The 26,731-nt window shown below is 61.5% G+C and carries 26 protein-coding genes and 2 pseudogenes; 5 read left to right on the top strand and 23 right to left on the bottom strand.

Annotated elements, in window-relative coordinates:
- Positions 1-16: 16 nt before the first annotated feature.
- Complete coding sequence (locus tag GUY23_RS05055; RefSeq protein WP_166970294.1) at positions 17-748, bottom strand: NUDIX hydrolase; 732 nt, start codon at positions 746-748, stop codon at positions 17-19.
- Positions 745-1,521 carry an endonuclease III gene (gene nth, locus GUY23_RS05050; protein ID WP_166970292.1) on the bottom strand — a complete coding sequence of 259 codons (777 nt, stop codon included), beginning with the start codon at positions 1,519-1,521 and terminating at the stop codon, positions 745-747. The genes GUY23_RS05055 and nth overlap by 4 nt, the downstream gene beginning before the upstream one ends.
- A gap of 233 nt (positions 1,522-1,754) precedes the next feature.
- Between nth and GUY23_RS05045 the strand changes: the two genes are divergently transcribed.
- Positions 1,755-2,432 carry a Crp/Fnr family transcriptional regulator gene (locus tag GUY23_RS05045; protein WP_101545702.1) on the top strand — a complete coding sequence of 226 codons (678 nt, stop codon included), beginning with the start codon at positions 1,755-1,757 and terminating at the stop codon, positions 2,430-2,432.
- 138 nt (positions 2,433-2,570) lie between these two features.
- On the opposite strand, the gene GUY23_RS05040 is transcribed toward GUY23_RS05045, so the two are convergent.
- The 5 genes from GUY23_RS05040 to GUY23_RS05020 all read right to left on the bottom strand — a co-directional run bounded on the left by GUY23_RS05040 (position 2,571) and on the right by GUY23_RS05020 (position 5,338).
- A complete protein-coding gene (locus GUY23_RS05040) occupies positions 2,571-3,338 on the bottom strand; it encodes an MBL fold metallo-hydrolase (protein WP_166970291.1) in 768 nt (255 codons plus the stop codon).
- Complete coding sequence (locus tag GUY23_RS05035) at positions 3,335-4,312, bottom strand: NUDIX hydrolase (RefSeq protein WP_166970289.1); 978 nt, start codon at positions 4,310-4,312, stop codon at positions 3,335-3,337. Before GUY23_RS05035 ends, GUY23_RS05040 begins: the two co-directional genes overlap by 4 nt.
- Positions 4,302-4,775, bottom strand: a complete 474-nt coding sequence (locus GUY23_RS05030) for a RidA family protein (RefSeq protein WP_166970287.1) — start codon at positions 4,773-4,775, stop codon at positions 4,302-4,304. The genes GUY23_RS05035 and GUY23_RS05030 overlap by 11 nt, the downstream gene beginning before the upstream one ends.
- Positions 4,776-4,856: 81 nt before the next feature.
- Positions 4,857-5,012, bottom strand: coding sequence for a hypothetical protein (locus GUY23_RS05025; RefSeq protein WP_009883339.1), 156 nt, complete (start codon positions 5,010-5,012; stop codon positions 4,857-4,859).
- 137 nt (positions 5,013-5,149) lie between these two features.
- Complete coding sequence (locus GUY23_RS05020) at positions 5,150-5,338, bottom strand: hypothetical protein (RefSeq protein WP_166970285.1); 189 nt, start codon at positions 5,336-5,338, stop codon at positions 5,150-5,152.
- 511 nt (positions 5,339-5,849) lie between these two features.
- Here GUY23_RS05020 and GUY23_RS05015 point away from each other — a divergent pair.
- Positions 5,850-6,569 (top strand): hypothetical protein, encoded by a 720-nt coding sequence (locus GUY23_RS05015; RefSeq protein WP_166970283.1) that lies wholly within the window; start codon positions 5,850-5,852, stop codon positions 6,567-6,569.
- Positions 6,570-6,805: 236 nt separating this feature from the next.
- Positions 6,806-8,362, top strand: a pseudogene (locus GUY23_RS05010) (IS1634 family transposase).
- A 101-nt stretch (positions 8,363-8,463) separates the two neighbouring features.
- Here the strand turns inward: GUY23_RS05010 and GUY23_RS05005 are convergent.
- Positions 8,464-10,026 carry a glycoside hydrolase domain-containing protein gene (locus GUY23_RS05005; protein ID WP_166970281.1) on the bottom strand — a complete coding sequence of 521 codons (1,563 nt, stop codon included), beginning with the start codon at positions 10,024-10,026 and terminating at the stop codon, positions 8,464-8,466.
- 110 nt (positions 10,027-10,136) lie between these two features.
- Between GUY23_RS05005 and GUY23_RS05000 the strand changes: the two genes are divergently transcribed.
- Complete coding sequence (locus GUY23_RS05000) at positions 10,137-11,690, top strand: IS1634 family transposase (RefSeq protein WP_166969664.1); 1,554 nt, start codon at positions 10,137-10,139, stop codon at positions 11,688-11,690.
- Between the two features lie 38 nt (positions 11,691-11,728).
- Here the strand turns inward: GUY23_RS05000 and GUY23_RS18760 are convergent, their stop codons facing one another.
- A complete protein-coding gene (locus tag GUY23_RS18760; protein WP_266096810.1) occupies positions 11,729-11,857 on the bottom strand; it encodes a hypothetical protein in 129 nt (42 codons plus the stop codon).
- A gap of 638 nt (positions 11,858-12,495) precedes the next feature.
- Between GUY23_RS18760 and GUY23_RS04995 the strand changes: the two genes are divergently transcribed.
- Positions 12,496-12,831 (top strand): peptidoglycan-binding domain-containing protein, encoded by a 336-nt coding sequence (locus tag GUY23_RS04995; protein ID WP_166970279.1) that lies wholly within the window; start codon positions 12,496-12,498, stop codon positions 12,829-12,831.
- Between the two features lie 62 nt (positions 12,832-12,893).
- Here the strand turns inward: GUY23_RS04995 and GUY23_RS04990 are convergent, their stop codons facing one another.
- The 14 genes and pseudogenes from GUY23_RS04990 to GUY23_RS04930 form a co-directional block, all read right to left on the bottom strand.
- Positions 12,894-15,257 (bottom strand): transglycosylase domain-containing protein, encoded by a 2,364-nt coding sequence (locus GUY23_RS04990; RefSeq protein WP_166970277.1) that lies wholly within the window; start codon positions 15,255-15,257, stop codon positions 12,894-12,896.
- 55 nt (positions 15,258-15,312) lie between these two features.
- Entirely contained in the window at positions 15,313-16,245 is a 933-nt protein-coding gene (locus GUY23_RS04985; protein ID WP_166970275.1) for a metallophosphoesterase, read from the bottom strand.
- Between the two features lie 85 nt (positions 16,246-16,330).
- Positions 16,331-17,242: a metal ABC transporter permease gene (locus GUY23_RS04980; protein WP_166970273.1), complete on the bottom strand. Its 912-nt coding sequence runs from the start codon at positions 17,240-17,242 to the stop codon at positions 16,331-16,333.
- Positions 17,239-18,105, bottom strand: coding sequence for a metal ABC transporter ATP-binding protein (locus GUY23_RS04975; protein ID WP_166970271.1), 867 nt, complete (start codon positions 18,103-18,105; stop codon positions 17,239-17,241). The genes GUY23_RS04980 and GUY23_RS04975 overlap by 4 nt, the downstream gene beginning before the upstream one ends.
- Positions 18,106-18,107: 2 nt before the next feature.
- Entirely contained in the window at positions 18,108-19,160 is a 1,053-nt protein-coding gene (locus tag GUY23_RS04970; RefSeq protein ID WP_166970269.1) for a metal ABC transporter solute-binding protein, Zn/Mn family, read from the bottom strand.
- A 339-nt stretch (positions 19,161-19,499) separates the two neighbouring features.
- Positions 19,500-20,552, bottom strand: a complete 1,053-nt coding sequence (locus GUY23_RS04965) for an aspartate-semialdehyde dehydrogenase (RefSeq protein ID WP_166970267.1) — start codon at positions 20,550-20,552, stop codon at positions 19,500-19,502.
- The gene (locus tag GUY23_RS04960; RefSeq protein WP_166970265.1) at positions 20,549-21,874 is read right to left on the bottom strand and encodes an aspartate kinase; all 1,326 of its coding nucleotides are present in this window, start codon (positions 21,872-21,874) and stop codon (positions 20,549-20,551) included. The genes GUY23_RS04965 and GUY23_RS04960 overlap by 4 nt, the downstream gene beginning before the upstream one ends.
- A gap of 319 nt (positions 21,875-22,193) precedes the next feature.
- Complete coding sequence (locus GUY23_RS04955) at positions 22,194-22,427, bottom strand: helix-turn-helix domain-containing protein (protein WP_166970263.1); 234 nt, start codon at positions 22,425-22,427, stop codon at positions 22,194-22,196.
- A complete protein-coding gene (locus GUY23_RS04950; RefSeq protein ID WP_166970261.1) occupies positions 22,427-23,050 on the bottom strand; it encodes a DUF2975 domain-containing protein in 624 nt (207 codons plus the stop codon). The genes GUY23_RS04955 and GUY23_RS04950 overlap by 1 nt, the downstream gene beginning before the upstream one ends.
- A gap of 157 nt (positions 23,051-23,207) precedes the next feature.
- Positions 23,208-23,561, bottom strand: a complete 354-nt coding sequence (locus GUY23_RS04945) for a hypothetical protein (RefSeq protein WP_166970259.1) — start codon at positions 23,559-23,561, stop codon at positions 23,208-23,210.
- Complete coding sequence (locus GUY23_RS04940) at positions 23,558-24,859, bottom strand: YeiH family protein (protein WP_208085483.1); 1,302 nt, start codon at positions 24,857-24,859, stop codon at positions 23,558-23,560. The genes GUY23_RS04945 and GUY23_RS04940 overlap by 4 nt, the downstream gene beginning before the upstream one ends.
- 392 nt (positions 24,860-25,251) lie before the next feature.
- Positions 25,252-25,395, bottom strand: a pseudogene (locus GUY23_RS18810) (hypothetical protein); the annotation flags it as partial.
- A gap of 216 nt (positions 25,396-25,611) precedes the next feature.
- Positions 25,612-26,313 (bottom strand): hypothetical protein, encoded by a 702-nt coding sequence (locus GUY23_RS04935; RefSeq protein ID WP_166970255.1) that lies wholly within the window; start codon positions 26,311-26,313, stop codon positions 25,612-25,614.
- Complete coding sequence (locus tag GUY23_RS04930; RefSeq protein ID WP_166970253.1) at positions 26,300-26,623, bottom strand: hypothetical protein; 324 nt, start codon at positions 26,621-26,623, stop codon at positions 26,300-26,302. The genes GUY23_RS04935 and GUY23_RS04930 overlap by 14 nt, the downstream gene beginning before the upstream one ends.
- Between the last annotated feature and the right edge of the window lie 108 nt (positions 26,624-26,731).

Genomic DNA, 26,731 nt, shown 5'->3' with positions numbered 1-26,731 from the left:
TCCGCAGTGGCCGAATTCAGAAGTCGATGACGATGGGAGCCTTCTTGTCCCAGTCCCCCGCCCAGCCGAGGTGGTCGAGGGCGAAGTCGAGGATGCCGGCGGTGAAGCCCCACACCTTGAGCACACCGACGTCGAAGGCCGGGGTCGAGATCCCCAGATCCGGGCGGGCGAAGGTGCCGCGGTTGGCCGGGGCGACGAGGTCGGCGACGGCCACACGGTAGACGGAATAGGACTCGCGGTGGTCCATCACCTGCACCGTGCCGGGTTGACTCCAGTAGCCGATCACCGGGGTGACCTCGAACTTCGAGACCGGGATATAGAGCGGATCCATCTCCCCGAGGACCTCCACGGTGTCCGGGTGGATTCCGGCCTCCTCCTCGGCCTCACGCAGCGCCGCAGCGGACATCGATGCGTCCTCAGGGTCGCGTCCGCCGCCGGGGAAGGCGACTTGGCCGGGATGGTGCCGCAGGGTCGCCGCACGCTGGAGGAGCACGATGTCGACATCGGCGACGCCGAGTTCCGACAGGCGACTGGCCTCGGCCCGTCCGGCATCGGTTCGCGGCGCTCCCCCACGCCCGAAGAGCATGAGCACCGCCGCATCTCTCGCCTGCTCCTCGGCCGAGTCCTTCTGCCGTCGCAGCCACAGCGGCGAACCGTGTGAGGTTGCGAGCTCCTCGAGCTGGCCCCTCAGCGCTCCGTCCGAGATCGTCGCTGACTCGGGCGGCAGGTCGGGGATTCCGGTGCTCACTTCTCGGCCTCGGGATCGTCCGCCTCGGCGACGGTGGCCAAGGGAGCCATTTCGAACCTCAGCATGGCGCGGGCCTTGTCCGGGTCGAGTTCCCCGATCCCGAAGGACGGGCAGAGATCCGTCAGCGGGCAGGCTCCGCAGGCGGGCCTGCGGGAGTGGCAGATGCGGCGGCCGTGGAAGATCACCCGATGCGAGAGCAGGGTGAGGTCCTTCTTCGGGAACAGGGCGGCGATGTCGTATTCGGCCTTGACCGGGTCGGTCTCCTCCGTCCATCCGAACCGGCGGGCCAGCCGGCCCATGTGGGTGTCGACGGTCAGGCCAGGGGTGTCGAAGGCGTTGCCGAGGACGACGTTCGCGGTCTTCCTCCCGACCCCGGCGAGCTTGACGAGCTTGTCCATCCGGTCCGGGACGACTCCGTCGTAGTCGTCGACGAGTTCGTTCGCGAGCTTGACGATGTTGCGGGCCTTCGCGCGATAGAAACCGGTGGAGCGGATGAGCTCCTCGACCTCGATGAGGTTGGCCACGGCCAGGGAATGGGCATCGGGGAAGGCGGCGAAGAGGCCCGGGGTGACGGCGTTGACGCGGATGTCGGTGGTCTGTGCGGACAGGACGGTGGCGATGAGCAGCTGGAAGGGAGTGTCGAAGTCGAGTTCGCATTTCGCATTCGGATACACCTCGGCAAGGATGCGATGGATCTTCCTGGCCCGTCGCGTCCGCCCCAGCGGGGTCTCCTTCGCGAACTTCCGCGCGCTCTTCTCTGCCACCGTCAACACGACTCACCATCTTAATCCGTGCCCCCATAATCCGCAGTGAGGCCGCTCACATCAGGCGGTCAGGTGCTTGGAGGAGTAGAGTGGCGCGGGCTGTGTCGTCGGTTCGACGGTGAGGTGAGGGTCGCGGGCAGGTCGGGTTTTCATACTCATGGGCCACACTCCCGCGTCTTTGCTGGTATCGATGCTGTTGACCAGGTAGATTTATGTGTGATTATCACGACAAGGAGGAACCAGTGGATATTGAAGTGGTGCGGGGCGCGACGCTCTTCGCAGGTCTGGACGATGAAGCCACCAGTGCATTGATGAAGTTCATGAACCCGCGGAGTCTCCGTCGGGGAACCGTGCTCTTCCATGAAGGCGATGCCGGCGATGAGCTCTACATCGTCTCCAGCGGCAAGCTCAAGATCGGCCGGGAGTCCTCCGACGGTCGCGAGAACCTGCTGTCCGTGGTCGGTCCCGGCGAGATCATCGGTGAGCTCAGCCTCTTCGATCCGGGCCCACGTTCGACCTCCGTCACCGCTGTGTCCCAGTCCGAGCTGCTCAGCCTCAAGCACGAGGACCTCACCACCTGGCTCAATGAGCGCCCGCAGGCTGCCATGAACCTGCTCAAGGCCCTCGCGCAGCGTCTGCGTCGGACGAATGAGACCGTCGGCGACCTCGTGTTCTCCGATGTGCCCGGACGTGTCGCCAAGGCGCTGCTCGACCTGGCCGCACGGTTCTCGAAGCCGGCCCCGGACGGTGTCCTCGTCGCCCACGATCTCACCCAGGAGGAGCTCGCGCAGCTCGTCGGCGCCTCCCGTGAGACCGTGAACAAGGCTCTGGCCGACTTCGCCGCGCGCGGCTTCATCCGCCTCGAGGCCCGATCGGTCGTCATCCTCGACATGGACCGGATGCGCAACCGCGCCCGCTGATCCTCCCGCGGCCCCGACGCCGCACGCGTGAAGAACGCCCCAGCCGATCGGCTGGGGCGTTCGTCGTGTCCGGGGTCCGAGTTGCGGCGGAGTCCTGGCCGCCGCTCAGGCGAAGGTCTCCCCGGTGTCGACGGTCTCTCAGGCGTCGTCGGCGGCGGGAAGGGCGTCGAGGTAGGCCAGCTGGGCCTTGACGATCTGCCCGGCGGCCGGTCGCACGCTCGCAGCGACGTCGTGATAGACGATGTCGCACACCTCGGCGGCGGTCGTCGCCCCCTGCGTCAGGGCGGCCTTGACCTGCTCGATACGTTCCAGGCGGTGGGAGCGGTAGTAGTCGATCACCTCGGCGGGGTCATCGATCCGCGGGCCGTGGGCAGGTTCGATGATCGCGAACTCGCCCTCGTCGAACAGCGTCCTGAGGCGGTCGAGGGAGTCGAGGTAGTCGCGCAGCGACCCTTCGGGGTGGGTGATGATCGTCGTCCCCTCCCCCAGGATCGTGTCGCCGCTGTAGAGGGCTCCGGCGTGGATGAGGCTGATGCTGTCGCTCGTGTGGCCGGGGGTGGCCACGACGCGCAGGACATCGGCCGGGGTGTCGCCGAACGCGATCTCGTCCCCGTCGGCCACCGGTTCGGTGTGCCGGGCGAAGCGTTCGAGCACGGCATAGACGGGCACGTCGGGTGCCCACTGGTCGATGCTGCCGAGCATCTCCGAGTGGTCGGCGTGCTGGTGGGTGAGCACGATCGCACGCAGATCCCGGTCGGCCACCTCGGCGAGGAAGGCCTCACGATGATCGGCCGTCTCCGGGCCGGGATCGATGACGACCGCCGAGGTGTCGTCCTGGCTGGTGAGCACGTACGTGTTGGTTCCGGTCAGAGTCATCGGGCCGGGATTGTTCGCGCGGATTCTCATGAGTCCTCACTCTCCTCGTCTGTTCGGTCGTCTTCGTCGTCATCGCCGCTGAACGTCAGGAAGCCGGGGTTCTGGTCGTTGTCGTTCTCACCGACGGCAATGGCTCGGTCGCGCAGCGAACCCTTGCCGTGCGGGTCCTTGCCGGCTTGGATGACGACCTTCCAGTCGCCGTCGACGCTGATGACCTCGGGGCGCAGCGGATGGACGTTGCGCACCTGTGCCATGGCTGCTCCGACGGTGGCGACCTCGGCGAGGCTTTCGACGATGAGTCGGGCGCTGGCACCGATGCTGTTGGGGTCGCCTCCGGCCTCGGCGAGGATCTGACCGGGGCGTTTCCACCCGCCGGAGGTCTCGTTCGGTGACAGGAAGTCGACTTCCTGGCCGAAGGGCACAGTCGCGATGAAGAAGGTGGTGTCGAAGCGGTGGAGCTGGGTGGGGGTATTGATCCAGCGCAGCCACGGTTTGCACAGGTCGGGGCGCAGGCGCAGGTCACGGTCACGCAGGATCTGCGACCAGGAGACTTCGTTGGTGAACAGCCGGGATCGGGTGCCACGCCAGTCTGTCTGCGGGGCGGCGACGAGCTCACGGTCGACGTCTTCGGCGAGCAGAACGCCGGTGGCGGCGAAGGCGATACGTGCAGCCGCGGAGAAGTGGTGGAGGGCGCGGGATTTGTTCTCGATGCTCAGTGCCCGAGCACAGCGGGCGGAGTTCCACCCGGCCAGCGGCAGTTTGCGCACATCGCCCGGGCGCAGGCTGGTGGTGGGAAATGCCCACCGGTTGCGGTCCTCGACGCCGCGGGCGTCGAGCTGTCGGGTGATGAAGACTTCAAGACCGTCGACAGCGTCCCTGATCAGCACGATCGCCGAGGTGGGGCGTGGGGCCTCAGGGACGGGCCACCGTCCGTCGGACTGCCACTGGTCGAGCAGCCAGCGCAGCTCCGACGAAACGGGAAGGGTGCGTCCGCTAAGCGGCATCGCCTGCGACCTCGACGACGACTTCGACCTCGACTGGGGTGCCCAGGGGCAGGGTGTTCACGCCGACGGCGCTGCGGGCGTGCTGACCGCGGTCGCCGAAGATCTCGCCGTAGAGTTCGGAGACGCCGTTGATCACGGCCGGCTGCTGGGTGAAGCCATCGGCAGAGTTGACGAAGCCGGTGACCTTGACGACGCGCACGATCTGATCCAGGTCGCCGATGACGCCTGCGATCGCGGCCAGGGCGTTGAGGCCGGCGGTGCGGGCCAGCTGGTAGCCGGTGTCGAGATCGACGTCGGAGCCGATGTGGCCGGTGGCCGGCAGTTTGCCGTCGACGACGGGCAGCTGCCCGGAGGTGTAGACGTAGTACCCGGTGCGCAGGGCGGGGACGTAGGCACCGGCGGGAGCGGCGATCTCGGGCAGTTCGAGTCCGAGTTCGGCGAGGCGGTCAAGGGTTTTCGACATGGTTGCTCTTTCGACGTTGGGGTCAGAACGATGACGGCGGTTCAGGGATGGCTGGTGGCCTCCTCGGCGCCGGGATTTCGATTATTCCTTCGGGCGCTTGAGGTAGGCGACGAGTCCGTTGTTGTCCGGGCCCGGGACGACCTGAACGAGTTCGTAGCCGTCTTCGCCCCACTGATCGAGGATCTGCTTCGTCGCGTGGACGATGAGCGGAACGGTGACGTATTCCCACTTGGTCATGATTCTCCTCGGTTGGGTTTTCGCATTGGCAGGTGCCGTCCTCAAGACTATCCGAGAAGATCTTTTTCAGTGCGGTCGTCGCGTCAAGTGGAGAGACACAGCGGCGCCGGTATCGATGGATCGCTTATCGCCGTTACTCAGTCTCGGATCAACGCCAGGATGAACCAGGCGACGATGCCGATAGAGTCGGCCCAGAGCATGCCGAACCACCACCAGTAGAAGCGAACTCTTCGGTGCAGGATCGCCCAGATGGAATGCTGCTGCGAAGAATACAACTTGGCAAAGATTCGACACCGTGAGCCGAGCGGCAATGCATTACGGGCCACCTGACTTCCGCCTCGAAGGGCTCAGTCAGAGCCGTGCCTGTCAAAGCACTGCCACGCTGGTGAGCAAATCAGGGTAATAACCCACGAAAGTCATGGGGCTCTCGCGCTGTGCGCAATTCCCGAGGGCGGTATCCCTATTGGGTCGTAGCGACCGACTGTTCCCAAGTTTTAGCGGATAAACAGTCAGACTGGAGTCCGAGCCAACGACCAGAATGGACTGCAATGAACCATCTCATGAAGAATCAAAGATATGAGCAAGCTCTACTGCAAGTACAAGCCAGATCACGAGAATAACTACGGTCCCAAAATCGATCGTGACTGCATTCTCGCATCAAGTCAGCTATCGAGTCCTACGACCTCAATGCACATGCAGTGATAGAAACGCTCTCCGAAAACCGAAGAACGGTTTCGTTGGATTGCGGGACAGCCGCTTTCACTGAGGAATCCCAGATGCCCTACTCAATTCGTCGGCTCGCAAGCCGCATACAGTGAGAGTACCCTAGAAAGCTCTATGTCGTTTCTTCGCAATTTCAGTCTCGCATCCGCCGTCATTTCAGGTCTAATTCTGACAGGCTGCTCGGCCCATGGGAGCGATCCGCAGCCCGAGCAAGAGCCACCCGAAAGCCGCTCCTACAGTGAGCCGACTCCAAGCAGCCGCGAGTCTGCTGAGGACGCTTGCCCTGAGATCAACAGGACGTTGTCCACTCCACTGCAGACTCGTCATGGTGAGATCAACGTTTCGCTGCTCCCGGTCTTCGACGGCTCACCAAACATGGACGACGTTTCGTACAACGAACGCCAGGGGAACTACAACCATGCCCTCGATCCTCACCGATTGATTTTGGTCGTTGTTAAAGGCCGAAGCCAAACTGCCTACACGCCCGACCCCATCCGTGATGAAGCCCTGACGGAATTCGTAGCTCAACCTGCCAGTTGGACAGAAGATGGAGGTAGCCGGACCTGCGCAGATCCGTTGGCTACCTCCACCCGTTTCATCGGAGAGCGTCCCGCAGATGAAGAAAGCGATGCTTCCGCAATTTGGGAGATTCGATCTCACACCGACATCTACGCAAAGAACTCCTTGATGGTGACCGTTGACGTCCTCGGTCAGGACCTAGTGGGCCTTAACACTCCGTACGCGAAGCGTCCTGCTCATTCAGATGACGCTGCTTCAACAGCGAAGAAGGAACCAGCGTTCGCGGACCTTTCCTTCTACTATGAGAACCGATAGGCATCATCCTCCGGGGTACCACAACTGACCGTTCTCTGGGTTGTTCACCAATTGGTCGACCCCATACTTGCCAGCAAGGTTGCCATCATCGTCGTAGAAGTTGGCCTCGAACTCCGCGAACTGGTCCTGACTTGCACAAGTGGATGAGGTTTTCAGGGTTCCCGAACATATCGACCCTGGTCAGGCGGCTGCTGGTCTCAGGTTTGGGTAACTAATTCTCGCCGTATCATGGGGGAATGAGCCCATTCGTGCGCAAGGTACCCACCGCGTCGGGCGCCACGGCAGTACAGATCGCCGATAAGACCGGCGGGAAGTACCGCATCGTCGAGCACCTCGGGTCCGCCCACACGCCCGAGGACCTCGCCGCTCTCGTCGAAGCTGGCAAAGCTAAACTGCGGGACCCCGGACAGGCCACACTCGACTTCGATACCGCGGACAAACCGCGGGTGTCATCGGCAGTCGTGAAGTCCAGCAGGTCCGGGCTTCTTATCGACACGATCCGCAGCGTGTACGAAAGGCTCGGGTTCGACGTTATTGACGATGAAGCGTTCTTCCAGCTCGTTGCTGCCAGGTTGGTTGAGCCGACGTCGAAGTCTGACAGTGTCAGAGTCCTCGACGAGCTCGGTGTCGAGGTTGTTCACCGCAACACGTTCCTCAACTGCCTAGTGATAGTGCGGGGCCAACGAACGCGACTACGGGCGAAGATCGCTGAGAAATGCTTCGCTCACAGTGTCGCCACTACCGGCATCAGCCTGCTGCTCTATGACGTCACGACCTTATATTTTGAGGCTGAGAAGGAAGATGCTCTGCGTCAGGTCGGGTACTCGAAGAAGAACGCCGTGTCGACCCGCAGATCGTCGTCGGGCTCCTCGTCGACCGGACTGGGTTCCCACTCGAGATCGGGTGCTTCGAAGGATCGAAGGCCGAGACTCACACGATCATTCCGTGATCAAAGCCTTCCAAGAACGGCATCACGTCACTGACATGGTCGTCGCCGCCGATGCCGGGATGCTCTCAGCCAAGAACCTCAAGGAACTCGATGATGCCGGTTTGCGGTTCATCGTCGGGTCCAGGCAGACGAAAGCCCCACACGATCTGGCTACCCATTTTCGGTGGAATGGTGAGTACACCACCGATGGGCAGATCATCGACACGATCACCCGAAGGGAGTGAAGCGACTCGACCCAGACCGGGTGAAGAAGAGACGCGAACCCGTCTGGTCAGCAGAAGAGCATCCGGAGCGTGGCGAGTGGTGTGGCAATACCGCCGCAAACGAGCGATGCGTGATGAGCAGACGGTGAACCTGCAGCGTAACCGGGCGTTGGCGATCATCGATGGGGATAAGCCGGCGAAGAAGGCCGGTTTGTGAAGGTCACCGAGGAGGAGAAATCCTTCGACGAGAAGCTTACGAGCGGGCGATGAAGCTGACAGGGTTCAAAGGCTATGTCACGAACATTCCAGCCGGGACTATGTCGGCTGCTGAGGTGATCGGCAGTTATCACGACTTGTGGCATGTCGAGCAGTCTTTCCGGATGTCGAAGACCGACTTGAGAGCCAGGCCGATTTTTCACCGGAAAAGGGACGCGATCGAGGCGCACTTGACGCTCGTGTTCACCTCCTTAGCCGTATCGAGGTTCATGCAAGAGGCGACTGGGGCATCGTTGAAGAAGATCATCACGAGTCTACGGCCGTTGCGAGAGTTCACCGGCCGCGTGAGTGGCCAAGACATCACGTTCACACCCGAAGTGCCCAAGGCCGTCGAGAACATGCTCAAGGCGCTGGAAAAATCGTAAATTCGGTCTTCGGCGGTGGGTAACTAAAGTTGTGCAACTCAGGAGCGAAGAAGGAACCAGCGTTCGCGGACCTTTCCTTCTACTATGAGAACCGATAGGCATCATCCTCCGGGGTACCACAACTGACCGTTCTCTGGGTTGTTCACCAATTGGTCGACCCCATACTTGCCAGCAAGGTTGCCATCATCGTCGTAGAAGTTGGCCTCGAACTCCGCGAACTGGTCAATCGCCCAGTTCGTCGGCATTGGTTGTCCCAAATTGCCTGTCCATCCATATGAGAGATTGGCTACGTAACTCGCTGTTGCCAAAGACTTTGCCTCAATAGCGTTACACACAGCTCGAGGACCATACACGCCGATTGGGCGGGCGCTAAGATTCGCGTTGAGCTCTTCGAAGTAAGGCACAATGAGATTGTCGATGGTGTCACCGAACGCATCGAAGTCGACTGCGAAGTAGATCGTCACGTTAGTCGGAATGCCCAATGCGGCGGCTCGTGTATCAGCTGCTTCAGCGTCACTGGTACCCCGGCCTGGAATGAAGTAGTCAGGCCCGTTCGCCGATGTCTGCCAGATTGGTGCAATGCCAAAGAAAACCTCGCCGTATTCGTCGGTTGTCTTCAGTTGCCCAAGCTCCTCGATTTCCTCGAGCGTCATTTCCTTATCCAGCACGGGGTCTAGAGCGTTTTGCATGTAACGGCCGACGAAGCCGACGTGGAGATTGTTTAGACCAGTTCCCGAGGTGACGAAAGTCTTCGTCAGCCCGGTCAGTCGTGTGGCGGTATCGATACCGATCGCAGGTACTCCGGGCTCATGACGGACATTGTTCCAGCCCCTCGACTGGTCGCCGTGGCTGATAAACAAGGCAGTGATGCCGTAGCGGTCAACCGTTCCTTCCTGTGGGACGTCAAGTCGCATCGTCGCCGCGAACCTGAACATGTAGCTCGCCACGTTTTCCCACGTTGGCGAACTGACGTTCACACTGGTGTACCCGTTCACGTAAAGGGCGTAGGCGAGAACCTTCGTCCATTTCGATGCGTCCCCTGGGGAGGTCATCGTCGATGGAATCTGTGCCTGTGTGGAATCACCCCAGTAGCCGTCCGGATCTACACCCACAATGATTTGCACTGCCTTGATGAGTGCGCGTGCCATTTGCGGGGTGACGATCCCGTCAGCCGGGTTCAGTCCGATGCCCGGCTGGAACTCGGTCGCGTTCAGACTGCGCTGGATCGTCCGCAGTTTCTCATCACCACCAGGCAGGAGCACGTAGGCGTCCTGGCTGCACAGTCCTTTCCAAATCTCGTCATTGATCGTCAGGTTGCCGTTGCTGGCACGATTGGAATAGTAGTTCGAGTCGTCGCACATCTGCTGCAAGGCTTCGACCGTCTGGTCTGTGAAATGTCCGAACTCACCTGATCCAACGCTTGGCGCATTGTATCCCTTCACTCGGAACGCGGACTGAGCAATGGAGATGAGCGTCTGCTCAACACTCGTCGGCGGTGTGAGAACAGGGACCTTTGCCTTTAGGTCATCGCCGAACACTCCATCGACATCGCCACCCGTAAAACCAAGCTCAAGTTGCAATCCCCGAATCAGACCGCGGATCGTGCCCCAACCAGCGATTCCGTCCTCGTCGAGAGCGACCCACTCCGAACGATCGCCGAACACCTGACTTGCACAAGTGGATGAGGTTTTCAGGGTTCCCGAACATATCGACCCTGGTCAGGCGGCTGCTGGTCTCAGGTTTGGGTAACTAATTCTCGCCGTATCATGGGGGAATGAGCCCATTCGTGCGCAAGGTACCCACCGCGTCGGGCGCCACGGCAGTACAGATCGCCGATAAGACCGGCGGGAAGTACCGCATCGTCGAGCACCTCGGGTCCGCCCACACGCCCGAGGACCTCGCCGCTCTCGTCGAAGCTGGCAAAGCTAAACTGCGGGACCCCGGACAGGCCACACTCGACTTCGATACCGCGGACAAACCGCGGGTGTCATCGGCAGTCGTGAAGTCCAGCAGGTCCGGGCTTCTTATCGACACGATCCGCAGCGTGTACGAAAGGCTCGGGTTCGACGTTATTGACGATGAAGCGTTCTTCCAGCTCGTTGCTGCCAGGTTGGTTGAGCCGACGTCGAAGTCTGACAGTGTCAGAGTCCTCGACGAGCTCGGTGTCGAGGTTGTTCACCGCAACACGTTCCTCAACTGCCTAGTGCGGGCCAACGAACGCGACTACCGGGCGAAGATCGCTGAGAAATGCTTCGCTCACAGTGTCGCCACTACCGGCATCAGCCTGCTGCTCTATGACGTCACGACCTTATATTTTGAGGCTGAGAAGGAAGATGCTCTGCGTCAGGTCGGGTACTCGAAAGAACGCCGTGTCGACCCGCAGATCGTCGTCGGGCTCCTCGTCGACCGGACTGGGTTCCCACTCGAGATCGGGTGCTTCGAAGGATCGAAGGCCGAGACTCACACGATCATTCCCGTGATCAAAGCCTTCCAAGAACGGCATCACGTCACTGACATGGTCGTCGCCGCCGATGCCGGGATGCTCTCAGCCAAGAACCTCAAGGAACTCGATGATGCCGGTTTGCGGTTCATCGTCGGGTCCAGGCAGACGAAAGCCCCACACGATCTGGCTACCCATTTTCGGTGGAATGGTGAGTACACCACCGATGGGCAGATCATCGACACGATCACCCCGAAGGGAGTGAAGCGACTCGACCCAGACCGGGTGAAGAAGAGACGCGAACCCGTCTGGTCAGCAGAAGAGCATCCGGATGCGTGGCGAGTGGTGTGGCAATACCGCCGCAAACGAGCGATGCGTGATGAGCAGACGTTGAACCTGCAGCGTAACCGGGCGTTGGCGATCATCGATGGGGATAAGCCGGCGAAGAAGGCCCGGTTTGTGAAGGTCACCGAGGAGGAGAAATCCTTCGACGAGAAAGCTTACGAGCGGGCGATGAAGCTGACAGGGTTCAAAGGCTATGTCACGAACATTCCAGCCGGGACTATGTCGGCTGCTGAGGTGATCGGCAGTTATCACGACTTGTGGCATGTCGAGCAGTCTTTCCGGATGTCGAAGACCGACTTGAGAGCCAGGCCGATTTTTCACCGGAAAAGGGACGCGATCGAGGCGCACTTGACGCTCGTGTTCACCTCCTTAGCCGTATCGAGGTTCATGCAAGAGGCGACTGGGGCATCGTTGAAGAAGATCATCACGAGTCTACGGCCGTTGCGAGAGTTCACCGGCCGCGTGAGTGGCCAAGACATCACGTTCACACCCGAAGTGCCCAAGGCCGTCGAGAACATGCTCAAGGCGCTGGAAAAATCGTAAATTCGGTCTTCGGCGGTGGGTAACTAAAGTTGTGCAACTCAGGTCAGACCGCGGATCGTGCCCCAACCAGCGATTCCGTCCTCGTCGAGAGCGACCCACTCCGAACGATCGCCGAACACACTATTCAGCCACTTCTGAATCTCTTCTACGTCTTCGCGACCAGCCATGAATACCGCCTCCAAATTTCGACAACACATGTCGCCGTAGACACCACTTGGTAATCCGACGCTATCAGGTAAAAAGCAAGTCCACTAGCAATCGAAAGCGGTTGATTTTTGTTTTATCCGGCGCTATGGGTGCAGGAGCAAGGCAATTCCAACGAGATCGAAACTACTTGCCCACAACCACTCTCACGCCACTCAGGCCCCACTACGACTAGTCGGACCACTGGCGTTGCACATAATGAATTGGAGTCGATGCGCTACACACGTTCCACGACTGGTCGAACCAGGCTCACGCTCACGCGCGCCCTCGACTCAGCTCCAGCCAACACGCCCCGCTCCAACAGGTCGGATTTCGCGGAGGGAATTTCAACGGTTTTTGAAGCGATGCCGTCGTCTCTTTCGACCACCATGGAATCTCAAACGGACCTGCCGCGGCGATCAATTTCAGGCTAGAGCATCCGCATGGCGTTTCTCTTTCGAACACACGGGCCAATGCAACTAGCATATTGCCGCTCATCGACACATGGGCGGACGATCTTGCAACTGACATCTCTTCATGTACCACGTATGCATAATTCATAGAACAGGCTAACTTGTCTGGTAGGGTCAGGTGTACCGACCACCGATCCAAAGGAGGACTAATGAAACGCGTAATCGGATTGCTGACGCTCACGCTTGCTCTTACCGGGGCCGGCGTGGCCGTTCCAGTTGCAACGAGCCCGCAACCAGCGGAAGCAGCGAGCTGTAGCTCTCAACCCACAATCAGCAGAGGTAGCACCGGGCAAGCTGTGTTCGGATTGCAAACTAGTCTAATGCAGGGCGGTCTCCCGTATCGAAACTCCCCTTGGAATGTGACCGCCGATGGAGTATTCGGTTCTAAGACTGAAAAGGCGGTCCGAGACTTCCAAAAGAAGCATGGACTCTCCGTAGATGGAATTGTCGGCAAGAAAACTTGGTGCGCGCTATACGCCGTGTGACAGCTAACAACCGCTACAGCAAGGGTGGGCCATGTCTGGACATGGTCCACCCTTAGTCATATTCAATTCCCTCCGAGGCCGGGAGCTTCGCCGCCGTCTCCTCCGCCGTCGCCCCCGTTTCCGCCGCCGTTGCCGCCGCCACCGTTGTTGCCGCCGCCACCGCCGCCGGTGCCGCCACCGCCGCCGTTCGACGAGCCGCCGCCACCGTTACCGCCGCCACCGCCGGTACCACCGCCGCCGCCGCTGCGGCCGTTGGTCGAGGTGCCGCCACCGCCGCCGGAGCCACCACCTTGGAAGTACTTGCTGCTGGGCTTCGGGAAGCCGGTGTTGCCCTTGGTCTCCTTGACCGCCTGGCTCATGTACGCCTGCCAGGTCTTGCCGGAGATCGTGGCACCGAAGACCTGACCGCGCACTGCACCGGCGCCGTTTGTGCGCCAGTCGCGGGTTCCTGCCGGGTCGCCGGTCCAGACCGCGGTCGCCAAGGTCTTTGTGAACCCGAGCAGCCAGGTCTGGCCGACTTCGAAGTTCGTCGTACCGGTCTTCGCGCCTGCAGGCACGCCGATTCCGAGGCCGGATGTCGTGCCACCGTTGAAGGTCTGTGTCAGAGCGTAGGCGACTCCTCTGGCGACGTCCTTAGAGAGGACGCGTTTGCAGCCTTCACCCGGCAAGTCGAGTTTCTTACCCTTGCGGTCCTTGATCTCGGTAATCGGCTTGGGGCCACAGAATTCGCCTTCGTTCGCGAAGGTCGCGAATGCCGCAGCCATCGCGATCGGAGTCGTCTCCGTCGTACCGAGGATGGATGAAGGCGACAAAGCTTGGATGAACCCGTTCTTGTCCTTGTAGTCCAACGCCTCGCCGCTGCCGTAGCGGATACCTAGGTCCATGGCTGTGTCCATAATGTCGCACATGTTGAGCTGATTGCCCATGGCAGCGAAGCCTGTGTTGACCGAATTCTTCGTCGCTTCGAGCGCGGTCATTGACCCCTTGCCTGGCCCGTCACCAGCATTGTTCGGATCCCAGTCGCCGCCCATGTTCGGGCAGCCACTGTACTTCCACGAACTCGCCGGGAAGTTGCGCTTCGTGGCATTGACCGTGGTGTTGAGGCTCTTGCCCTCCTTCAGCCATGTGGCCAGCACGAACGGTTTCCACGTCGAACCGACCTGGAATCCGCCACCGCCGTTGTGCTTCTTGTCGACGGTGTAGTTGACGCTCGTCTTCTTGTTCTTGTCCTTCTTCTTGACTTCTCCGGCGGTGTACTCGCGGTTCTCGGCCATCGCGATGACCTCACCGGTGCCGGGTTCGATCGTCACCAGAGCGTGACCGGCGCCGGAGGGGTCACCGACGGGCACACGCTTCTTGACCTCTTTGTCCGCGATCTTCTGGATATCGGGGTTGAGGCTGGTTTTGATCGTCAGGCCGCCGCGCTGGAGGAACGCCAGTCGCTTATCGGCTGTGTCGCCGAAGGTGTCATCGTTCATGATGACGTTCTGTACGTAGTTGCAGAAGAACTCTGCCTTGCTCTTGGCTGCCGAGCAGCCATTCGGCGTCTCGTGCAGGTCGAGGTCGAGGTCGGTCTTGACCGCCTTGTCGTATTCCTTCTGCGTGATGTGATCGTACTTGAGCATCTGCCCGAGCACAGTGTTGCGGCGCTTGAGCACTTGGTCAGGGAACCGCTGCGGGTTGAAGGCGGAAGGGTTCTGCACGATGCCGGCGAGCATCGCCGACTGCTGGATATTGAGATCCTTGGCGTGGATGCCCCAGTACCTGTAGGCCGCGGCTTCGACGCCGTAGACGTTCGGGGATCCCGAGTAGTTGTTGATGTTCATGTAGCGGTTGAGAATTTCCTTCTTGTCGTACTTCTTCTCAACTGCGACAGCGAGCTTGGCCTCGCGCAGCTTACGCGCGTAGCCGGCGGTGCCTTCGGACTCCTTCGCCGCTGCAACGCCTTCTTCGTTCTCCTCGGCGTGGGCGTTCTCGGCGAGCACGTTCTTCACGTACTGCTGGGTCAGTGTCGATCCGCCCTGAGTCGTCGAGGACACCAGATTGTGCACCGCTGCACGGGCGATGCCCTCGATATCGACGCCGCCGTGTTCGAAGTACCGATAGTCCTCAACGGCGATCGTCGCATTCTGCATATTGTCCGAGATCTTATCCAGCGGCACCTCTTGGCGGTTCTGCCAGTAGAACTCTGCAAGCTCGGAGCCATCGGAGGCGAGCATCGTCGACTTCTCGCCGAGGTCCTTGATCTCCAAGGTGGCGGGAAGCGAATCGAAGATCTCGACCGCACTGTTCGCACTGGCTGTGGCTACGCCGACTCCGGGGATGGCAAGACCGGCGGCGACGATGCCGGCCACCGCGCTGACGGCCACGAACTGCATGAACGCGCCCATCTTGGTCGGAGTGGGGTTTGACTCAGGAGACACCATGAGAGCAAGTTTAGCGAATTCGCCTTGTGCAAATCTTCAGAAACCGCTGAACGGGTCAGGCTCCGGCGACGAGTTCGAGGACACTGACTTCCGGTCGGCACGCGAAACGCACTGGTGAGTACGGTGAGAAGCCGAGGCCGGCGGAGATCTCGACGAGGCTGCCACGATAGGAAAAGACACCTCTCGCGCGTGTCCGATCCATATCGCAGTTCGTCACCGGAGCCCCCCAGAAGGGCACTCGGATCTGCCCGCCGTGGGTATGCCCGGCCATGATGAGATCCGCCCCCGCCGAGGCGAACGCCTCCAAAGTCCGCGAATACGGGGCATGCGTCACGCCCAACCTGAGACCGGCCTCCGGGTCGAAGCGCGGATGCTCGAGCACGCCGTCGCCCGCCGCTTCCCCACTCCACCGGATGCGGTCACGGTCGATGTGGGCGTCACCGAGCCCGGAGAAGTCGATGCGGGTGCCCTTGATGGTCAGGGCAACCTCGGCGTTGTCGAGGAGATGCCAACCTGGCCCGCCCGTCGCGGACTCGTCTTCGAACCCGCGAACGAGGGCCTTGACGTCGAGGTCGGGGTTGACCCGGTGCTTGACCTCCGAAGGCGAACGCAGATACTTCGCTGGATTCTTCGCCTGCGGGGAGAAGAAGTCATTGGATCCGAGGACGAAGACGCCGGGGATATCGAGGAGGCCGGAGAAGACGTCGAGGACCTCGGGCACGATGTCGGCGGAGAGGTTGTCACCGGTGTTGACGACGAGATCCGGCTGAAGTCGGGTGAGAGCTTTGACCCAAGCCGCGCGGTGCTTCTGCCAGGGTGCCAGGTGCAGGTCGGCAACGTGCAGGACGCGGATGCTCTGAGCCCCGGCCGGCAGGATCGGCAGGGTATGGCGACGGATGGCGAAGAGATGCGGTTCGATGACCGCACACCAGATGCCGGCAGCCGCGGGGACGGCGAGGGCACCGGCGAGGAGAGCGCGCTTCTTCATTTCCCCAACTCTATCCCCTCCCGTTGCTACCTGACGGCGGCCCAGCAACCTCGCGCGAGGTTGCTGGGCCGCCGTCAGGTAGCAATTAGGGGGTGGAGGGCTGGGGTGTGTTGTGGTCTTTGGCCGCTCGGGCGGCGCGGCGGCGGTGCAGGGACTTCATCCGGCGTCCCCCGACGAGGCGGCAGACTAAGTAGATGAGGAAAGAGATCGTCGTGACGAACGGACTGATCGGCACCACGGGTGAGCCCAGGGCGATGAGGATGCCGCCGACGGAGGCCGTGACTGCGAAGATCACGCTGAGCACCGGCACCCACACCGGGGAGGCCGAGAGCTGCGTGGCCGCGGCCGCCGGGGTGATGAGCAGGGCGAGGACGAGGAGGACGCCGACGACCTGCACGCTCAGCGCCACAGCCAGTCCGAGGGTGAGCATGAAGATGATCGTCAGCAGCGAAACCGGCACGCCCTTGGCCCGGGCCACCTCGGGGTCGAGGCTGGAGAACATCAGCGGTCGCCACACGATAGCGAGCACCACGAGCACCGCGATTGCGCAGACGATGAGCGTGAGGATCTGGCTCGGGGTGATCGCGACGATCTGCCCGGTCAGCAGCCCGAACTTGTTTGCCGCCCGCCCGTCATAGAGGGCAAGGAAGAGGATCGCCAACCCCAGACCGAAGGGCATGAGCACACCGATGATGGCGTTCTTCTCCGAAGCCTTGGCTCCTCCGACGCCGATGATCAGTGCGGCCAAGATCGACCCGACGATCGACCCGGCGACGACGTCGAAGCCGATGAGCAGGGCGAAGGCGGCACCTGCGAACGAGAGCTCGGAGACACCGTGGACAGCGAAGGGGATGTCACGGGCCATGACGAAGACGCTGATGAGACCCCCGACGACGCCGAGCAGTGCGGCAGCGATGAGAGAATTCGCCAGCAGCGCGACGAGTTCGCCATAGTCTTCGAAGGTGAAGAGGCTGCCGAAGATCTCGGTGATGCTCATCGGTTCACCGCCGCATTCACGTCGAAGTCCTCATCGGGCATGTGGTGGTGGTCGACGCACTCCTCTTCACCGCCGACGACGACGAGCCGTCCACCGACCTGCACGACCTCGACCGGGGAACCGTAGAGGCGCGACAGAGACTCGGTGGTCATCACCTCGGCGGGGGTGCCGACGAGGAAGTGCCCGCCGACGATGTAGAGGACCCGGTCGACGTAGGGCAGGATCGGGTTGATCTCGTGGGTCACGAAGACGACGGCGGTGTCACGTTCGACCCGCTGCTCATTGAGCAGTGCCGCGACGACCTTCTGATGATGCATATCCAGGGACAGCAGCGGTTCATCGCACAGCAGCACCGAAGGATCGTTGGCCAAAGACTGGGCGACTCGCAGTCGCTGCAACTCACCGCCGGAGACGGTGCCCGCGGGCGCATCAGCGTAGTCGGTAGCACCGACAGCGGCGAGCAGCTCGTCGACCTTCTTCTTCCGGCCTCGCGAAAGCAGACCCATCCCCCACTTGTGACCGTCGATGCCCATCCGCACGAGGTCGCGCCCGCGCATCGGGGTGTGCGGATCGATGCCTCGCTGCTGGGGAATGTAGCCGATGGCCGGGTTGCCCGAATGGACCTGCCGACCGCCGACCTCGGCCGTTCCGGCGGACAGTGTGTTCTGCCCGAGCAGCACCTTGAGCAGGGAGGTCTTACCGGTGCCGTTGGGTCCGAGGACCGCCACGAACTCTCCCGGCGCGACGTCCAGGTCGAGGTCGTGCCAGAGCACGCGGGGACCGAACCGCAGTTCGGCCCCGCGCAGGCGAATCACCGGCTCCCGGAGTGATGTCGGTGCGGAAGCGTCGGATTCTTTTGCCATTGTCAGTGTTTGTGTCCTTCGAGTGCTGTCGAGATATCGGAGACGTAGCCGCCGATCCAGTCAGTGTAGTGCTCACCTTCCGGCATGGTCTCGGCGAGGTCGACGACCGGAACATCGGAGTCCTCGGCCGTGGACTTAAGCTCTTCCGCCTGCGGACCCGCTGCTTGAGTATTGTAACCAAGAACTGCGGCTTCCCCATCGGAGAGCTGCTTCTTCGCGGCCTTGAGCACCAGAGGCGGCACATCATTGCCTTCTTCGACGGCCTCGAGGAACTCATCAGAGGTGATGTTCTCCAGACCCATATCGTCAAACAGCCACAGCGGCACAGGTTCGGTCGCAGCGGCCTTCTCGCCGCCGTGGTCCTTCTTCACCGCATCGATATCATCCTGCAGACCCCCGAGTTCACTCTTGTAGTCCTTCGCATTCGCAGCGAAGTCATCCTTGTGCTCCGGCAGGGCCTCGCCGAGGTGGTCGGCCACTTCGTCGACGAGCTTCGTCATCGTCGGCACCGAATACCACACATGTTCGTTGAACTCCCCATGATCGTGGCCTTCGTGGTCATGGCCCTCGTCCTCGGAATGCTCGTCGCCCTCGTCGTGGGTGTGGCCGCCTGCGTGGGCCTCGTCCTCATCGTCGCCGTGTTCATGACCGTGGTCGTGAGGTTCGTTGCCGAGGTCTTCGGAACCGGGCAGGCCGGAGATCGCCACAGCATCGATCGTCTCGACGTCGGCATCCGAGGCTTCGAGCATCGTGGTCATGAAAGCGTCGTAGCCGCCGCCGTTCTCGACGACGAGGTCGGCCTTGGACAGCTTGAGACGGTCCTGCGTGGTCGCTTCATAGTCGTGCGGGTCCTGGCTCGGATCATCGATGACCGGAGTCACCTCGGCGAGATCACCGGCGACCTGGGAGACGATGTCGGCATAGACGTTCGTCGAGGTCACCACCTTGAGTTCTCCTGATTCCGAGCCGGAAGCTCCTCCCCCGCAGCCACTGAGAACCAAAGATGTCGAAGCGGCGATGGCTCCGGTGGTGAGCGCGATGCGGGAAGGGATCATGGTGGACCTCTCAGGACTCGGGCGTTCGTGGGCAACATCGAAGACGATACTCAGATCAGCGGCCCGCCACTAATATAAATATTTATATATAGCAACACTTTTATACGTCGCCCGTCGCCCACTGGTCGTCGATCAAGGCCGCGCGCGAATAGGGAACCGTCGACGACTCCACATCCGAGCGGGCGCTTGAACGAGCCCGGCCGACAGGCGCGGACAGTCCACGAGCGGTCGAACTCTTGAACGAGGGAGGTGCGGCGCACCAGGAGACGACGAAACCGCCCGGAAGCGTGTGCTTCCGGGCGGTTAATGGTCCAGGCGATCACCTCGCCGAGGCGGCGATCAGGCGGCCTGTGCCTCGAGCTTCGCAGCCAGCAGGCTGGCGATCTGCACGGTGTTGAGTGCTGCACCCTTGCGCAGGTTGTCGTTGGACACGAAGAGGACGAGGCCCTTGCCGGCCGGTGCCGACTGGTCCGCGCGGATGCGTCCGACGAAGCTGGGGTTCTTCCCGGCGGCCTTGAGCGGGGTCGGAACCTCGTCGAGGACGACTCCGGGAGCCTGGCCGAGCACCTCGGTGGCCTTCTCGGGGCTGATCTCCGAGTCGAACTCGGCGTGGATGCTCAGGCTGTGGCCGGTGAAGACGGGCACGCGCACGCAGGTGCCGGCGACCAGGAGTTCGGGCAGACCGAGGATCTTCCGGCTCTCGTTGCGCAGCTTCTTCTCTTCGTCGGTCTCGTTCTGTCCATCGTCGACGACCGACCCGGCCATCGGCAGGACGTTGAACGCGATCGGTTCGACGTAGTTGTCCGGTGCCGGCAGCGTCACAGAGTTTCCGTCCGTGGTGAGCTTCCGGGCATCGGGGATTCCGGCCTCGAGCTGACTAGCGAGCTCCTCGACTCCGGACAGGCCCGAACCGGACACCGCCTGATAGGTCGCGACGATGAGGCGGGACAGCCCTGCCTCGGCGTGGAGAGCCTTGAGCACGGGCATGGCGGCCATGGTCGTGCAGTTCGGGTTCGCGATGATGCCCTTGGGCAGCTCGTCGAGAGCCTCGGGGTTGACTTCGCTGACGACGAGCGGAACCTCCGGGTCCGAGCGCCAAGCCGAGGAATTGTCGACGACGATGACCCCGGCGGCGGCGAAACGCTCGGCCTGGGCACGCGAGGTCGCTCCGCCGGCGGAGAACAGCGCGATGTCGAGTCCCGACGGATCCGCCTCGGCGACGTCTTCGACGGTGATGGACTGGCCCTTGAAGTCAACGGTCTTCCCGGCCGAACGAGCCGAGGCGAACAGGCGCAGGGAACCGATCTCGAACCCGGGGTCATCGGCCAGGAGGTCGAGCATCACGCCTCCGACCTGGCCGGTTGCTCCGACTACTCCGATATTCACACTCATCGTCCGGTACCTCCGTACACCACTGCTTCGTTGTCTTCGCTGTCGAGTCCGTAGGCGGCGTGCGCGGCCCGGACGGCGTCGTCGAGCAGGTCTGCTCGGGTGACGACGCTGATGCGGATCTCCGAGGTGGAGATCATATCGATGTTGACCTGGGCGTCGCTGAGCGCTTCGAACAGGGTCGCGGTCACGCCCGGGTGGGAGCGCATTCCGGCGCCGACGACGGAGAGCTTGCCGATCTGGTCGTCGTAGCGGACTTGGTCGAAGCCGATCTCGGCCTTGACGGCATCGAGGGCTTCGAGTGCCTTGGCGCCGTCGTCCATGGGCAGGGTGAAGGAGATGTCCGTCTTGCCCGGCTCACGGGTGGAGATGTTCTGGACGATCATGTCGATGTTCGCCTCTTGCTTGGCCAGAGTCTTGAAGATCTCGGCCGCCTTACCCGGGACATCGGGAACGCCGACGATCGTGACCTTGGCCTCCGAGCGGTCATGTGCGACGCCGGAGATGATTGCCTGTTCCATGGTGGACTCCGTTTCTGATTCCGCTTCCGGGGTCGATGGTCCCCGTCCCTGTCGGAAGGCTTCTGGGATGGGTGAATCGGTCACCCAGGTTCCTTGTTTGCGAGAGAATGAAGACCGCACATGCACCGGCACGTTGTAGCGGCGGGCGTATTCGACGCAGCGGAGCATGAGGACCTTGGCGCCCGAGGCAGCCATCTCCATCATCTCCTCGTACCCGATCTCATCGATCTTGCGTGCCGTGGGCACGATGCGCGGATCGGCGGTGAAGACGCCGTCGACGTCGGTGTAGATCTCGCAGACATCGGCATCGAGGGAGGCGGCCAATGCCACGGCCGTGGTGTCGGATCCGCCGCGGCCGAGTGTGGTGATGTTCTTCGCAGTCTGGCTCACGCCCTGGAATCCGGCGACGATGGCGACGTATCCCTCGTCGAGGGAGGACCGGATGCGGCCGGGGGTGACGTCGATGATGCGGGCCTTGCCGAACTGCTCATCGGTGATGACGCCGGCCTGCGAACCGGTGAAGGACTGGGCTTCGAAGCCGAGGTTGGCGATCGCCATGGCCAGGACCGCCATCGAGATGCGCTCACCGGCGGTCAGCAGCATGTCGAGTTCGCGGGCGGGCGGCATGGGAGAGACCTGTTGGGCCAAGTCGATGAGATCGTCGGTACTGTCACCCATGGCCGACACCACGACGACTACCTCGTGGCCGGCTTGACGGTACTCGACAATTCGTTTGGCCACTCGCTTGACCGATTCCGCATCGGCTACCGAGGACCCACCGAACTTCTGGACGACTATGCTCACTGAAGTATCTTCCTTATCGCTGATAAGTTCCGTGCCAGGCGATCGATTCCATGGTTCCAAACATGGAGGTATCGTGCTCCATCGATCAGGATTTCAGCCGTGTCGGGCTCCCGGCACCTCGACCATTGTATGAGGTAGGTCATTTCGGTTCACCTTCGACCGCCATTCAGACAGCTTCTGACCGGGCCGGATGCCGGCTGTCGGCGACCCGTCCGTTCGCCGTCCTGATGGGCGAGACCCGGGTCGGCCACCGGCCGCTCAGTCCCTGCTCAGAAATCGTTATATTGCCGGCCCTGCGAGCGGCCGAGACCTCGACCGCTCAGCCGGGTCGGCGTTCCACCGTGAAGAGGTCTCCGGGCTGGCAGTCGAGGACCTCGCACAGGGCAATGAGAGTGGAGTAGCGCACGGCCTTCGCCCGGTTGTTCTTGAGCACGGAGAGGTTCGCCAGGGTGACGCCGACGCGCTTGGACAACTCGGTGAGACTGAGTTCCCTCTGTGTGAGCAGTGCGTCGAGGTGACAGATGACGCGTGATGAGTCGAATTCTTCGACCATCACACGAGCCCTTCGAGTTCTTGTTGAGCTCGGCGACCGGAGACGAAGCTTCGCCGGAGGATCTCGATGATTCCGAGTACGCCGAGGATGATGTAGGTCTGCGCGATCGAGGTGTTCGAGCCGACATCATCGGCGATCCCAAGGTCGCGTGAGGCGAGATTGGACCCGAGAATCCCGGCAACGAAGTACACGAGGATGCCCATGGAGAAGACCCACGAGAGTGCGGAGAGCGCTCTGATGGACTTCACCGCGAATGGATCTCCTCGACCGATGGATCTGACGATGGGGACAAACGCGATCGCCGCCCCGATCAGCGTGAGAATGAATGAGAGCTTCGCGATGAGGAGGAAGATCATCGTCTCAACCGCGAGGTCTCCCGTCGGCAGCGTCACCTCGGTGAGGCCGCTGAGCGTGGTTCCATGTCCGCCGAGGTCTATCGTCCCAAGACCTGAATCCTCGAAATCGAAGCGCACATCGATCTGAGCATGGACGAGGCCTTTGAACAGCATGCCGGCTGAGTACACTGCGTAGATTCCGAGAGCGAATGCGATGAGGAATGCGGCTCCCGAACGAGCTCCGCATCTGCTGCTTGGCTTCCCCTGTCCTCGAAGATCCTTATCCATGTCCGCTCGCCTCCCTAGTCCGACTACATGCCGGTTCACCGTGTGCCGGACGCCTAGCCCGGCATTCGACTTATCGTTTCTCGATATATCGATAAACAATATACTTCACGATTATCGATATGGTGTCAAGAAGCGAACGGCAACTGGTTCAATACCCTCAGAGCATTCCCCAGGCCCGCGAGTATTCGACGCGCACGGTGAAGTCGCTGCGACTCAGTCCGCGTTCCACCAACGTGTCCTCGATGTCAGCGAACGCTCCTCTTCTACGCTCGGCGCGGAACGTGCGGGAATCGCAGGTGATCGTCCAGTCGTCGTCGTTCTGCTGTCCGATTTCGTCCAGAACCTGTCGAGCGCAGTCGATTCTCCGCTGGCGGGCTTCCACGTCCGCAGCTGCGTCGCTCAGGTTCGTGTGACTGCGCCGGAGGCGAGTCGGGCTGAGTCTCACTTCGATGATCGTGCGCCAGGTGACCGGGGTCGTCGACGGATCCGCTTTCGTTTCGGCAAGTGTCACGAGCCCGCTCCGATATTCGCCCAGACATGTCCGAATAGCACTGCCGAGATCAGGAACCCGAGCACGATGTTGATGACAGCGCCGACGCTGAAGGCGGCAACCGGCCTCCACCCCAACGATGACAGATCACGGAATCGTGTGGTCAGTCCGATCGACAGGAAGGTGAAGGTGAATGCCCACGTCCTCAGTTCTTTGATCGGCGCCACCACATCCGAGGAGATGACATCACCGGCACTGGACCCCGAGACGGCGATGACGACCGTCAGGAGGATCGACGCAACGAAGAAGCCGAGTACGAACTTCGGGAAACGGCGCCAGATCTGGGCGACGTCCGCCCGCTCGTGCACGACCTCGCGGTCGTCCTCGCCTGCGGCCCTGGCCGCGGCCACGCGATCGCGACGGTCCCAGACGGTGATCGCGATGAAAGCCAGGATGAGACTCCAGACTCCGATGAAGATGTCTCGCCCCACCACCTTGATCAGCGTGAATGCTGCGATGCCGTCATCGCCGAAGTTGCTGGCAGCGGTGATGCCTGCCGCGTCCGCGAACTCCGAGGTGCCGATCCACGCTCCGGCCACGCCGTCGGCCAGACCGAACGCTTTGCTCAGGCCGGTGAGGACGAAGATCGCAATGATCGACCACACGACGACGATCGAGATGGTTGCCGAGACATGCTCCTTGCGAGCCTTGACCGCACTGCCGACCGCGATGCTCGCCGAGACACCGCAGATCGATCCCCCGGCGCTGAGCGTCGCGGCGAATCGTTTGTCGATTCCGAAGAGATTGACGGCAACGAAGAAGATGATGAGGAATGTGGCAATGGCGATCACGGAGGCTTGGAGCAGAGCGACCGGCCCGGCCTGCAGGATCACGGTGAACGGCAGAGTCGCTCCGAGGAGAACGATACCGACCTTGACATAGAGTTCCGTGCGCAGAGCGCCGCCGAAGTAGCGCTCAACATCGACGAGATTGCCGATGACCAATCCGATCACGAGTGCCACCAGTGGTGCTTCGAAATTGTAGGAGGTCGCCCATGCTGAGGAGCTGAGCACGTTGATGACCAGGCTGAAGACGAAGAGCAGGGTGAACCCGCCGATGAACGCGGCAAGGCGCAGACGCAGAACCCACGCAACGACGCCGAAGGCAGCCGTGTAGAGAAGATAGAGCAGGACCAGGTTCGGGAGTCGATCGACCAACCCGGCGACCGCGACGGTTTCACCGTCCTTCAGAGTCGTGCCGCCGTGAAGGAGGAACGCCCAATCGGGCCAACTGGGAATCTTCGCGGCGAAGATGTTCAAGGAACCGCCGCCGGCCCAGAGAATCAGCGCCAGAACGACGATTCCCAGCCCGATCCAGACTGCCCACCAATCCTCGCTGCCCAGAATGCCCAATCGTGGGGGCCGGGTTGAACCTGAAGATCCCGACCCCTGTTCTGACGAGGAACCTGCGTTCGCCTCTGTTCCTGGTGGAGCCGAGACCGGTCCCTTGTGATTCGATGCTGTCATGACCCGCTGCTCCAAACTGATCGATTCTGACAGTTCACGGTCTTGCCCACCGTCGGACTCGGGCAGGAGACGTGACTGTTTCGGTAGTTCGGTCAGATTAGGCAGGCCGTCGCGGCCAGCAGGCTGTGATCGTCATTGAGCGACTGTGCGAGTCGCCAAAAGTCAGCGTGAGTCGGTCGGTGACGTCATCGTGCACTCTGTGACACGGTGTGCACCACGCATGGTCGGCGTTCCAGGCAATAGTTCACGAGGCGGCCGGAGAATGCGCGGCCGAGAGTGACCTCATCGGCGTATTCGAGGTCACCGCCGATGGGCAGGCCCCCATACAGAAACTCTTTCTCATGTTCCTATCGGGCAATGGTCGGCAAGGGGATCGCGGCGGCAGAGGTAGCTCGACGCTATGAGGCCTTCCCGAATACCTTCTACAACGTGCTCAAGGGAACTGAGGCCTACTCCCGAGCTACGTGCCGGCTAGCAGATAATAGCTGGCTCGCGGGCACCTAGGGCAAAGCCTGGGACAGCTTCACTAGGGTACCAATAGTTTTCTACCATTTACGTTGCACTGCGGGTATCAACGCGACCTTTGCGTTCACGATCCTCAGGTACTCGCGTAGATCATCTGTGACAATCGGGACCCGGTAGTGAACACAGAAGCCGACACCGCCTACGTGCCCTGCGCCCGCACTTTGGACGCACCCTGGACCAGAGGGTGCATCAATTTTGATCATGCCGTCACTGTTGACGGTTGCGGCGAATTTCTCGAGTTCGTCGACATGCCGTGTGATATCACGATCGCTGTTTTCGCCGACCATAGTGCGGCGATCTCCTAAAGCGGCGTCACTTAGCTCCAAGGAAGCATAGTCTCCTGTAGAGAGTTGCATTTGCTCTTGCATCAGCTCGTCGGCTCGGGGCTGTGACTCTAGAACGCCGTCTTGGACCGTTGGCTTGCCGCCAGAACGCGAAGTGAGGCTCCAGTCGACGAAACCAGTGATTGAGACCCAAGGGCCGGATAAATTCTCAACACTGGTCAGATCCTTGACTTGTATCCACTTCGGCTTATGCGCATCTTCTTCGTCTAGTCGGAGGCCACGGGGCGAACCCGTTGTGCTGTAGTCCCGGGGCTCGAACAAGCGGATGAATACCTGCCCGGCCGTGTCCCGTGCTAGTTTTCCTCGAATGCGAACCTGCTCCAGCTCGGAATTGTGATTATCGATGGGTTGGTGCCCCTTGTGATCAGTTGACTCCATCCGGTCCGAACACCCACATCTCCCAGGTACCGTCTTCAGCGTCCAGGCAATCATATTTGTCTATCCCGCCGCGAGTTCCTTCTTTATCCATATGGCGGAACTCCTTGTATGCGTACGCCTCGCAGGTTGACTTGAAGTGGAAGCCGTCCGCGTAGATCCACCAAACCTTTGCTACATGCCGCTTAACGGCGGTGGTGTGTGGCTCCGCTGTTGCTGGCGCAGACTTAGCAAGGGCAGGGCTGGTTGTGATTCCAAACGAAATAATAGCTGCACAGGTTACTGCGAACAGTCGTTTAGCCCAGGTACTCATAGCTCACTCCTTATGAAGTGAGTCACCTTCTGGATCACGCACTCCACCTTACCGCAACGCGGCAATGCGGCATAGGGACCCGCGTTTCCCGGAGGTATTGCAATGAGG

The sequence above is a fragment of the Brevibacterium atlanticum genome, assembly GCF_011617245.1.
Lineage (GTDB): Bacteria > Actinomycetota > Actinomycetes > Actinomycetales > Brevibacteriaceae > Brevibacterium > Brevibacterium atlanticum.
Note: the sequence above shows the minus strand (reverse complement) of the source record. Positions and strands in the feature narration are given on the sequence as shown.